Origin of the sequence: Niastella sp. OAS944 (assembly GCA_024809215.1) — a bacterium.
Lineage (GTDB): Bacteria > Bacteroidota > Bacteroidia > Chitinophagales > Chitinophagaceae > Niastella.
This window is the reverse complement of record JANUBW010000006.1, coordinates 936-12,686: the sequence shown is the minus strand read 5'-3', so window position 1 is coordinate 12,686 and position 11,751 is coordinate 936. Positions and strand designations below refer to the sequence as shown.

8 protein-coding genes are annotated in these 11,751 nt (G+C 45.0%); 2 read left to right on the top strand and 6 right to left on the bottom strand.

What is annotated here, in order from left to right; genetic code table 11:
- Positions 1-22: 22 nt before the first annotated feature.
- Genes GGD38_RS22800 through GGD38_RS22785 form a run of 4 tightly spaced genes read right to left on the bottom strand, consistent with a single transcriptional unit; the run spans position 23 to position 6,405 of the window.
- Positions 23-889 carry an ROK family protein gene (locus GGD38_RS22800; protein WP_375301842.1) on the bottom strand — a complete coding sequence of 289 codons (867 nt, stop codon included), beginning with the start codon at positions 887-889 and terminating at the stop codon, positions 23-25.
- A gap of 11 nt (positions 890-900) precedes the next feature.
- Positions 901-2,229 (bottom strand): MFS transporter, encoded by a 1,329-nt coding sequence (locus tag GGD38_RS22795; protein WP_375301843.1) that lies wholly within the window; start codon positions 2,227-2,229, stop codon positions 901-903.
- Positions 2,230-2,234: 5 nt separating this feature from the next.
- Complete coding sequence (locus GGD38_RS22790; protein WP_375301844.1) at positions 2,235-4,556, bottom strand: GH92 family glycosyl hydrolase; 2,322 nt, start codon at positions 4,554-4,556, stop codon at positions 2,235-2,237.
- A 13-nt stretch (positions 4,557-4,569) separates the two neighbouring features.
- A complete protein-coding gene (locus GGD38_RS22785; protein WP_375301845.1) occupies positions 4,570-6,405 on the bottom strand; it encodes a class I mannose-6-phosphate isomerase in 1,836 nt (611 codons plus the stop codon).
- 92 nt (positions 6,406-6,497) lie between these two features.
- Here GGD38_RS22785 and GGD38_RS22780 point away from each other — a divergent pair, with 92 nt between their 5' ends.
- Entirely contained in the window at positions 6,498-7,229 is a 732-nt protein-coding gene (locus GGD38_RS22780) for a GntR family transcriptional regulator (protein ID WP_375301846.1), read from the top strand.
- A 99-nt stretch (positions 7,230-7,328) separates the two neighbouring features.
- Here the strand turns inward: GGD38_RS22780 and GGD38_RS22775 are convergent, their stop codons facing one another.
- Entirely contained in the window at positions 7,329-7,601 is a 273-nt protein-coding gene (locus GGD38_RS22775; RefSeq protein ID WP_375301847.1) for a hypothetical protein, read from the bottom strand.
- A 117-nt stretch (positions 7,602-7,718) separates the two neighbouring features.
- On the opposite strand from GGD38_RS22775, the gene GGD38_RS22770 reads away from it, so the two are divergent.
- A complete protein-coding gene (locus GGD38_RS22770; RefSeq protein WP_375301848.1) occupies positions 7,719-8,876 on the top strand; it encodes a hypothetical protein in 1,158 nt (385 codons plus the stop codon).
- A 57-nt stretch (positions 8,877-8,933) separates the two neighbouring features.
- Here GGD38_RS22770 and GGD38_RS22765 read toward each other — a convergent pair.
- A partial coding sequence (locus GGD38_RS22765; RefSeq protein WP_375303882.1) for an MBG domain-containing protein occupies positions 8,934-11,751 on the bottom strand: 2,818 nt, incomplete at its 5' end.

Sequence of the window (11,751 nt, the reverse complement as noted above, 5' to 3'; positions counted from 1 at the left end):
AGTCTCAAAGTTCGCGAGCCACTCACCATTCACCATTCACCATGGCCACCGCTCCTACAAGCGCCGCTTCTTCGCCCAATACAGAAGTAGTAATGAGCACCTTCGGAAAACGCGCGCTAATACCAGTTAACAGCACCTCTTTAAACAACGGAAATGATTGCGCTATATTCCCGCCAATAACAACGGCCTCTGCCCCTGAGCTTTCAATAAACCGGTTTAAAAAGATGGATAAGTTATTACCGAACTCATTGAATAAAGTCCTTACCAGTTCATTGTGCATAGCAAGACCGGCCAACTCTTTTACACCGGATATCTGGCTACCGCTTATAGCAGCATAGCGACACACAAACCAGCGGGTGCTTAGGTATTCTTCTGCTATACCATCGTGCAAGGGCATATTCCACAGGTCGGCGCTGGCCGACCGGCCATTTTTATAAATAGCGGTCCCAAGCCCGGTGCCTAAGGTAACACTAATAGCCACTTGCCCATCGTTTACGCTGCCGTAAAACACCTCGCCCTGTAAAAAACAGGCGGCATCGTTGTTTATATAGATAGCTGCAGGATCTATCTCCAATGCATCGGCCAGCATTTTTTTTACATTTAAACCATACAGCTGCGGATATTTATTTTGATCACTGATAAAACAAATACCTTCTTCATAATTGAACGGACCGGGCATAGCCAAACAAACCTTTGAGATCTCCTGCTGCTGCGTGGCCTGTTTAATGCAACCTGCCCATACGTTGATGATCTCCTGTGCAGAAGCAAGCGAATCAACATGTAAACGAACCAGCGAAGTATCGATCAACTGTTTGCCGGTTACATCTATTTGTGCTGCGGTAATATGCGACCCGCCAATATCGGCCCCTATAACTATTGAATGCGACATGCTTTTTATTGTTAATGACCTGCAGGTTTAACATAAAGGTCAGGATCTTTTGATTGTTCTTTCCAGTCGTTTTCAATTTGCTCCAGTGATTTACCTTTTGTTTCAGGCAACAGTTTTAATACCGTAATAAACGCGATCAAACAAAACAGGGCGAATAACCAGAAGGTATAGGCAGTACCAATGCGTTTTAAAAGTATAGGTGTTAACCAGCCAACAATGGTATCGGCTACCCACATTACCATAATACTAATAGCCATGGCGCGACCGCGAATATTACCCGGGAATATTTCCGAAGCCACTACAAACTTCAGGGGGCCGATTGAAAAAGCAAAGGAAGCCAGGAATGCCAGTACACAGATCAACAGGGCCCAGCCGGTTGTTGCACCTGCATAAAAGCAAATGCCTGTTGCCAGCAGGCTTACCGTAGCGCCTATCGTTCCCGCCAGGTATAAGGGCCGCCGGCCCAAACTATCTACTTTCCAAATGGCGATCAACGTGAACAACATATTGGCCCCGCCGAAAATGATCTGGCTTAATAATGAATTGGTGAGTGAAATACCAGCACTGCTCAATATACTTGGCCCATAATAGATGATGGCGTTAATACCGCTGAATTGCGAAAATAACGGCAACAATATTCCAATGATAAGCGCCTTGCGCCATTTAGGCTGCAGCAAAGTACGATATGAAATAGGTTCCGCTTTTTGTGCCAGCTTCCAATGCGGACTTTCGGGCACCATCAATAAACCAAGCGCAAACAATACTGCCGGTATTACACCTATACCAAACATGCCCCGCCAAACTTCTGTTACCATTACGGTGTGTAATACACCTGTAGTATCGTTGGTATGTGCCAAAGCGTAGTTTAACAAGGCTGAATTGGTTAAGTAAGCTACCAGTATACCCAGCGTTACCGCAAACTGGTAATAAGTAACCAGTCGCCCACGGATACGCGCCGGCGCAATTTCCGAAATATACAAAGGAACAACGTTAGAGGCCAGGCCAATACCAATACCACCCATTACACGGGCTGCAATTATTCCTGGTAAGGTTGGCAATAGTGAACAACCCAGGGCAGACAATAAGAATAACAATGCGGCCAATATCATTGGTTTCTTTCTGCCAAACTTATCGCTCAACTCACCCGACATGGCAACACCAACAATGCAGCCTACCAGGGCAGAAGATACAAACCAACCCTCTTGTATATCTGTTAGCGAGAATTGTTTATTCAACAACGGTAAGATACCCGACACCACCGCCATATCGAACCCAAACAGGAAACCACCCAGCGAAGCTACCAGCGTTATAATAAAAAGATGAGTGCTTTTTGATGTCATAGCGATTAGTGTTTGGCGTTCTGTATTTTCGACATGGATGGCGGCGCATCACCCCGTTTACTTCCCCAGGCCGTATTGGGCTCAGGGCCCATTTCCAATACCAGAGAACCACCGTCAACCAGGTCGGCGTGATAGAACCAGGGTTTCGTCAATGGTTTTCCATCGAGGGTAGCCGACTGAATATACCTGTTCTTATCACTTACATTATGCGCTTCAATGGTAAAGGTTTTACCAGGGTAATAAGTGGGATCGAGCGTTATTGTCGTTTTTTCGAACAAAGGGCTGCCGATCTCATAAAATGGTTTTACCGAAGCGCCTCCATCTGTTTGAAACAATCCCATCGCCGCCATTACATACCAGGCGCCCATTTGCCCTTCATCTTCATCACCCAGCCAGCCATGCAATGGTGTAGAACCATAATAACGGTCCATGATCTCCCGCGTGTAGTTTTGCGTAAGCCATGGTTTGCCCGAGTAATTGAATAACCAGGCGGCCTGCATATTGGGCTGGTTGCCATGATTGATAGGAATACGATCGTACAGATCGCCTTCGGCATTGAAATTATACCGGGCCGATTTTTTAAACCCTTCTTCCAGGCGATTGTTAAATTCATCTTTACCCATCAGGTTCAGGATCCCCTGCACATCGTGCGGATTAAAGAAACTATACTGCCAGGCATTGCCTTCCAAATACCCCGTACCGTTGAATGAAGTACAACAATACGGATTCCATTCTTTTACCCAGGTACCATCCTTATGCTTCATACGAATGTATTTTGTAGCTGTGTCAAATACATTTTTATAGTTGCCTGCGCGCTTTATGAATTGTTCATATTCTTTCTTTTTACCCAACGCCTTTGCCATTTGCGATACACACCAGTCGTCGTACGCATATTCAAGCGTATTTGACACCTGACCTTCTTCTGTTGGCACATAACCCAGCTTCATATACGATTCAAAGAACTTATTGCCGGCATAACCACCTTCGGGCGTTACCACACCGGGTGTGGTTTGCTGGTGAAGCATAGCCTGAAAGGCGTTTTCTGCGTCAAAGTCGCGAATGCCTTTTTGATAAGCGCCAACGATCAATGCAATTTCATGCGAGGCTTCCATAATACCGGAGTATTCAATACCGGCCGGCCCCTTTGGCAACCAGCCGCCGGTGTTATAGATAGATAAAAATGAACGCACCCATTTACTGGTAAGATCAGGATTTACCAGCGCCCACAACTGGTTAAGGTTCCAGAAAGTATTCCATAATGCATCGCAACCATATACAGGCGAATCGGCTTTGCCCTCCTGTACTTTCTCATTTACATCAACATACTTTCCATTTACATCGCTCCAGGTAGTACGGGCTACATATGAACGATACATATTGGTATAGAACTTCTTTCTTTGCTCTTCCGTTCCGCCCTGCACCTGTATCTTGCTCAACATGCCATTCCAAACCTTCTTTGCATTGTTACGCACCGCGTCGAAGTCCCAGTTAAAAGCATTCATTTCTGTTTCAAGGTTCAGGCGGGCCTGCTCAATGCTTACCAGTGAAATAGCAGTTTGCATCAACAGCACTTCACCCTTTTTTGTATTGAAGTCGGCAAATGCCCCCATGCGCCCTTTGCCTGCTACTTCTTTAACATCTTTAATGTGCTGGTCACCTTTCCAACCGCCAAAATGTTCAATGGGTTTATTAAACCTTACTACAAAATGAACAGTGTATTCATTCCAGCCCGATTTCTGTTTCGAATAACCGTCAATTTCGCGATCGGTCAATTTGGTGATCTTTGCATCCAGTATTTCAGCAGTGTTCTCGAAGGGAATGTCCAGATCGAGCAAAATGTGAAGTTCCTCTTCTTCCGGTGTTGTAAAACGAAAGAAACCGGCGCGGGTGGTGCTGGTAAGCTCTGTATGAATATTGCCATTCATAAGTGTTACTGCATAATAACCCGGACTGGCCTTTTCTGTTTCTTTATAGATGCGGGAACGGTAACCGGTTGTCCAACCCGTGGTAGGGCCATCGGCCGGACCGCGCCGTGTGTTCAAAGCCCCAACGGTAGGCATAACCGATAGGCCGGCCATCGTCCAGGAATGAATATGACTGAACCCGCCAATATTGTTTAAGGTATATTCATATCCCGATTTCCAAACACCGCCCTGATTATCGGGCGCCAGTTGCACCATACCGAATGGCATGGTAGCGCCGGGATTCAGCATCCAACGTGATTCGGAAGTTCCGAGTAACGGATCAGCATAATCAACCGGTTCTTTTTGCTGAGCAAAAACCGGCAATATGCAGCAACTCATGAAGGCAAACAACCATGTTTTCATATGCTTAAGGTAATTATTTTAGTTCTGTAATATTTTCTTTACAAAACGCCTTTACTACTTTAGCAACACCCGCTCCCTTATTAATGAGTGTATAACTTTTGGCGGCGGCGGGCATTACAAAGGTTTCTGCATAACTGAATGTTTCCACTACGCCATCACCAGCTTCTACCGTTACTGCGCTACCTTCAACCAACATCAGAATATGACAGGTATTATTGGTTTGTACCGTAATACGGGTTTCAAATTCAAGCCGGTGCACATCGTAAAAATGGGCTGCATGCGTGGGGCAATGCACCAGCGCCCAGTCATTACCTTTTTCAATCACCTGCTGTTTCGAAATTAATTCTTCTGTTACCCTGGCGCCTTTTCTTTCAAAATTCAGGTTATTGAAAGCATGTTCTATATTAATGGCCCTGGGCTCACCATTAAGATCGAGCCGCAGCCAGTCGTACATTTTAAAAGTAAAGATATAAGGCGTGGCGCTGATCTCGAGTACCAGGTTATTTATACCTGCGCTGTGTACAGTGCCATTTGGAATTAAGAACAGATCGTGTTTTGATGCAGTATGCGACTGCACATATTCCTCAATAGGAACTACCAGTTTATTGGCCTTGCTGTTTTCCAACGTTTGTCTGAAACCCACGGGATCGATCCCTTCCTGAAAACCCAGGTATACCTGGGCGCCTTCCCTGCAATCGAGAATATAATAGGTTTCATCCTGCGTAATGGTCTCCCCAAAATTTTCGCGGATATACTTTAAGGTAGGATGGCACTGGATAGACAGGTTGCCGCCCGCCCAGGTATCGAGAAAGTCAAAACGGATAGGAAATTCATACCCAAACAAACCGGCATGTTTGCCCAATACATTGTTGTTTTCCTGGAACATCAAACAGTCGAATGATACCTCCAGCAAATTACCATCGCTTTCAAACACCAGTCCGTTCTCGGGAACGATGAGTTCAAACGACCATGCATAGTTCACTTCATCTTTATTCAGTTCTTTGATCTTTTCTTTCATCCATTGTCCGCCCCAGGCCCCAGCCTCAAACCAGGGCCGCACGCGGAACACCTGCCGGCTAATAGATGACAATGCTGTTTTTAAAACATCAGCAAACATCCAGTTCAATGATCCTTCCCATTGGCCATCGGCCATCACCGCTATTTTGTTCAGCAGGTTTTGCTTATGTTCATTCAGCACTACCCAGTCGATAAAATAAAAGCGTTTATACATCTCTGCGGAGCGGCTTACTTTTTTACTTCCCAGGTTGGTGATGCTGCCGGCCCGCATACGGTACTGTATTTCGTTCTTGGGTACATCGAGATATACAACCGGTGCATTTAATGAAACAAGCGCAGCACCCGTTCCATATATTATGGTACAATTGGCGTTTTTGTCGGCCTGCAATGCCGCCATTTCATTCATATTGAAGAAGTCGGCCAGCTTGCCATTGAACCTGGTGCCCCAAACTGATTCCGGGGTTCCCATAAAAGGAACCACCATTTCATTGATAGCCTCTTCTGTTTTCATACAGGCGCTTACATCGATCCAGTGCACCTTTGTGCCTTTTAATGTAAACTCCGCCTGCAGGCATTGTTTTACTTCTTTCCAGAATATACCGCCATATCCGTCAATAATAACCACCGGGTGCTGCAGCATCCATTGCACAAGCGATGCATATCCGCCAAAGATCTTACCGGCGCCCAGTGAATGGCAGGGATACATATTATATTCACTATCAGTAAATTCACCCGTTTTGATCTGTTGCGGCAATAATGGCTGCGAACTTACCCGCCGTTTGCTACCGGCACCTTTGCTTTTACCTGCAATATTCTCCGATGTTTCGTACATAGCCCAAATGTATGTACATACATATAAACATACAAACATTTCTCGCCCATTTCTCTATTTTTGTGCTTCACCAGCTTGAAAAATCAACCAGTATGAAGCTTCGCATCGACCATAAAAGCCACGTTCCGCTTCACTTACAGGCCGAAGAGTTATTACGTAACCTCATTAGCGACCCACAGTACGCCGGAGGTAAATTCCTGCCCAATGAGGTAGACCTGGCAAAAGAGCTGGCTATTTCACGAACTACTTTACGGCAGGCATTGAACAAACTTGTATATGAAGGTTTGTTGATACGTAAAAAGGGCATTGGCACCAAGGTGGCGGAGTCGTCGGTAAGTTCCAAATCGAAGAACTGGTTAAGCTTTTCTCAGGAGATGAAGGCCCGGGGTATTCCCATCAAGAATTTTGAATTGCATGTGAGCTGGGTATATCCTGATGAAGCGGTTGCTAATTTTTTTGAGATCACCACCCAGAAGAAAATATTGAAGCTGGAAAGGCTGCGAGGCAGGCCTGAAGGGCCTTTCGTGTATTTTGTTTCCTTCTTTCATCCCCGGGTAGGGCTCACTGGCGAAGAGGATTTCAAACGTCCCCTGTATGAAATACTGGAAACGGAACACCTGGTTGTTGCCAATTTATCGAAGGAAGAAATAAGCGCCAAAGCCGCCGGAAAGTTCATTGCCGGTAAACTTGAAATTGAACCCGGCTCCCCCATCCTGTTCAGAAAAAGATTCGTGTACGACCAGGGAGAACGGCCTATTGAATATAATTTGGGTTATTATAAGGCAGATAGCTTTGTATATACAATTGAGTCTCGACGGGAATGATTTCTTAAAATGAGGTTACTTAGTACAATGTTGCATGTTTAAGGATACTAAGTAGCAGGTTGACGAGTTAACTGTGAACAATGAACTGTGAACTTAAAACTACGAACCCGAAACCGGAAGCTGGGGGCTTTTCTTCCGGGAGTTGATCTCCGCAACAAGCGCATCAATGGTGGCTCTGTGTATGGCAGTCACCTGTTGATTACCGGAGATAAATGCCCTGGTATACTTTTGCGTTTCTTCTGCCAGCAGATCAATTAGTACTTGTAATTCGAGTGGACTGAAATCGGGTTGCATCACTTTTAGATCACAAACTCTACGCCATTTTAATGAAAAGAACGTTACATAGAGGTAAACACTTAACTTTGTAAACACATTCCTCCGCGGTCTTTACCTTATCGCAAGCACCTGGCTTGTAGCTTCGTAACCCTGCATAACTTTCTCTCCGTATTCAGAAAGCCCAAATTCTATTCTTTTGTTAAACTATACTTCATGGCAACGAAACCTAAAGCGACCGCAGATAAGCAATTCATGCAGGCAGTGATCGACAGCGCGCTCGACATTATACAGGTGTTCAAGGCAGAAAGGGACGACTCGGGAAAGATCATAGATTTCACCTGGTATGCCAATAATATAAATGCCCAGGCCCAAAATGGCAACGTAATAGGTAAAAGTCTGCTACAGCAGAACCCCGGCATAATTCGCGCCGGCATTTATGATCGTATGGTACAGGTAACAGAAACCGGCGTTTCCCAGCGGTACGAACAAAGCTATTCTTTTGAACAGTTCAGGACCCAGTGGTTTTATCAATCCCTTGTAAAATTTGACGATGGCATTATAATGACCACCAGGGATATTACAGCCCATAAAATGGCCGAGCAGCAGATCATTAAAGGCAACAGCCTGTTGCAGTCCCTCTTCAATTCCTCGCTCAATACAATAACAGTAGTTGAAGCCGTTCGGGACAACAATTCAGAAGTGATCGATTTCAAATATGTACTAACCAATACGCTTGCCCGCCAAACCGAAGGCGGCGATCCTTCAGGTGAGTTATTCCTGCAACGACACCCTGGCATGGCAAATACAGAACATTTTCAATACCTGAAAGCGGTAGTAGAAACCGGTCAGCCCCGCGAATGGGAGATCTATTATGGCTCTAAAGGTTACGATAACTGGTACCGTGTAAAAGCCGTTAAAATTGGCGATGGCGTTGCAGTAACATCCGATGATATTACGGAACATAAGAAAGCCGCAGAAGAAATGCTGCGCATAAAAGATGAACTGGCAAAACGGGTAACCGACAAATATCACCGCATCATCAACTTCCTTGATGAAGGTTTTTGCATTGTGGAAGTCATGTTCGATAAAAAAATGAAAGCATTGGATTATCGCTTTCTGGAAACAAATCCGGTTTTTGAACAACAAACCGGGTTAATGAATGTGGTTGGAAAAATGATGCGTGAACTGGCGCCTGATACGGAAGAACACTGGTTTGAAATATTCGGGCATGTAGCAGCCACCGGTAAGCCCAGGCGTTTTCAACACGAAGCCAGACATTTGAAACGGTATTACGATGTATATGCGTTCCGCATCGACGAACCGCACGAGCATCATGTAGCTATTTTGTTTAATAAAATTGCCGACAGATAAAAACAAAAAGAGCTGTTCATAACAGATATGAACAGCTCTTTTGCAGCTACATCTCCGCTACAACTTAACCAGTTTTATCTGTTTGATGTTATTCCCTTGTTTAACCTCAAGATAATAGAATCCTGAGCGATACGAACTTCCCAACTGCAATGTACCTTCCGGAACATTCTGCCGGGTTTCCACTATCCTGCCCTGTATGTCAACCACCCGCAAACTGATCTTTCCTTCCGAGCCTTTTATATTGATAGTAAAATGGTCCTGCGCCGGATTACCATATACCTTCACTGTAAATGGATTTACAAACACCGGCATTTGTATCTCTTCTGCCTTTTCTTCGCGGGCCGACGTAATTGTCGTATTTGACGGTGTGCTGCGTACTGATACATTTCCGCCGCCCAGGTTTTGCAATACTGTTTGTGCGCCATTCCAGTTGCTGCTGAATATTACCTGCGTGGTATTGGGATCCATTATTAAGATGCTCACCTGGTCGCCCTGGCCACCGGTTGATACATCATTCATCTTAACGGTGAGGTCCAGGTTTCCGCCTAATGCTATTGGGTTTGAAGGGTCCGTAATATCCTTATAATTCGCTTTGGTGTTAAAATAAGCCGGCACACTTGTACTACCCTGAGGAGGAGGCGATACCGCCAGCATATTTACCGCATTGCTTTTCACCTGATAAATTCTACCATTGCTGCGGATGATAATATTACACTGACCTTTCAGGTTTGAACCGGATTTCGTGTACTGCATATTGAATCCGAAATTGGTCTTCAGGTCTTTTGATCCGGCAATTGCACCTGCACATGAACTGTTTTTCAAATAGCCTCCGCCTGTTACAAAATCAGCACCCGGACGGGCTATAGTAATGTTAGTAGGCATATCAGATATACTAATGTTATAATAATTATCAACTACTGCATATATCTGGAAATTGGCGCCGCCTGATTGTTGTTCGGTTTGGCTTAGCGTGTAGGGAAACGAAGTCGTAACAAGCCCTGTTGTTGAATCGGTCATCAGGACAGGAATTAAATTTTGGGTTCCCATAATTGTTCCATCGTCCCTTTTAAAAGTCACCCTGGCATTTTTAATATTGCCCCGGTCTCCGTCAGCAGACGGGAACAGGTCGCGAATGGTAGCGCTCAGGGTTACAGTCAACGAAATGGCCGAGGTTGTTGGCAGCGATAGATAGGTTTGCCCGGTATAGGTTACTTCAGCATTTTCCTGTGTAATAGTGAGCGAACAGGTACCGGTGCAGTTACTACTGTTTAAGCCATAGTTTACATTTGGTGTATTATATATGGCGGTCACGGTTTTTGCGCCAGGGGCCATTTGTCCGTCAAGGCCTTCAACCAGTTGCTTATTTGTGAGAACACCAACCAGGTTATTACCCGATACAGTAAATGGAACGGTACCCATAATTTGATTACCTACCTTAAAGGTCACTGAAACGGCCGCGCCATTTGCGCCGGTTACGACAGGTGCACCATTATTAATGGTTGCGGTAAAGGTTACCGCATCGCTGTATTGTTGCGTTGCAACATTTGTACTAACATAGGTAGTAACGGGCACCGCTGCAATAGTGAGGGTAGCCGGTGTATTAGTAATTGTATAATTAAATAAACGGCCATTGGGATCATTCAGGGTTGCCGCAATAGGATACATACCAATTGGAGAAGCGCTTGTAGCCGTTGTGCTATAACTTACTGTAATATTATCACTTGCTACTATACCTGTTTCAATGCCATTGAGTGTTGGAATTGGCGCGCCATACAATTTACTCTTATTATTTACAGTAATCGTAAGCGCACGTTTTCCAATGGTGAGGTTAGCACCTACATAAGTAAGTATATAGTTCGTACTTAGTGCCAATGTCCCTTGTTGAATAGCATACGCACCTACATCCTCTCCTGCTGCCCTTGTTAAAGCGCCACTAAACGCATCACTAAAGGCCAGGCTACCGGTTGTGATTTGATAGGTCAATGCCGGATCAGCGTCACCATAGGTTTTGCTCCTGGCTTGGGCTGTAATAGTTACAGCGCGCTCAGTTATTGTGAAATTGGCGCCCGCATAAGAAAGTATATAATTTGAACTCAATGCCAGATTTCCTTGCTGAATAGCATATACGCCAACGTTTATACCTGCTACTCTTGTTAAAGCGCCGGAGAAGTTATCGCCATAAACCAATGCACCAGAAGTAATTTTGTAAGTTAATGCGGGATCAGCATCACCGTAGATCTTACTCTTCGCATCGGCAGTGACTGTGACAGCACGTGTACCAATGGTGAGATTAGCTCCCACATAACTAAGCACATAATTCGCATTTAAAGCAAGTGTGTTTTGGGTAATTGCACGTGTACCAATATTCTCTCCTGCATCCCGCGTAAGCTCACCACTAAATACATCACTAAAGGCCAGGCTACCTGCGGTAATCTTATAAGTCAGTTCAGGATCGGGATCGCCATAGGTCTTACTTTGTGCATCGGCGGTTACTGTAACACCGCGTGTACCAATGGTGAGGTTAGCCCCCACATAACTAAGTACATAGTTCGCATTTAAAGCAAGTGTGTTTTGGGTAATTGCACGTGTACCAATATTCTCTCCTGCATCCCGCGTAAGCTCACCACTAAATACATCACTAAAGGCCAGGCTACCTGTTGTAATTTTATAAGTCAATTCAGGATCAGGATCGCCATAGGTCTTACTTTGCGCATCGGCGGTTACTGTAACAGCGCGTGTACCAATGGTAAGATTAGCTCCCACATAACTAAGCACATAGTTCGCATTTAAAGCAAGTGTGTTTTGGGTAATTGCACGTGTACCAATATTCTCTCCTGCATCCCGCGTAAGCTCACCACTAAATACATCACTAAAG

Excerpts from the sequence above, each read along its gene's own strand:
- GGD38_RS22770 (WP_375301848.1), top strand. The coding sequence starts at position 7,719 with ATGGCAACGAAACCTAAAGCGACCGCAGATAAGCAATTCATGCAGGCA.
- GGD38_RS22785 (WP_375301845.1), bottom strand. The coding sequence starts at position 6,405 with ATGTACGAAACATCGGAGAATATTGCAGGTAAAAGCAAAGGTGCCGGT.
- GGD38_RS22800 (WP_375301842.1), bottom strand. The coding sequence starts at position 889 with ATGTCGCATTCAATAGTTATAGGGGCCGATATTGGCGGGTCGCATATT.
- GGD38_RS22780 (WP_375301846.1), top strand. The coding sequence starts at position 6,498 with ATGAAGCTTCGCATCGACCATAAAAGCCACGTTCCGCTTCACTTACAG.
- GGD38_RS22795 (WP_375301843.1), bottom strand. The coding sequence starts at position 2,229 with ATGACATCAAAAAGCACTCATCTTTTTATTATAACGCTGGTAGCTTCG.
- GGD38_RS22790 (WP_375301844.1), bottom strand. The coding sequence starts at position 4,556 with ATGAAAACATGGTTGTTTGCCTTCATGAGTTGCTGCATATTGCCGGTT.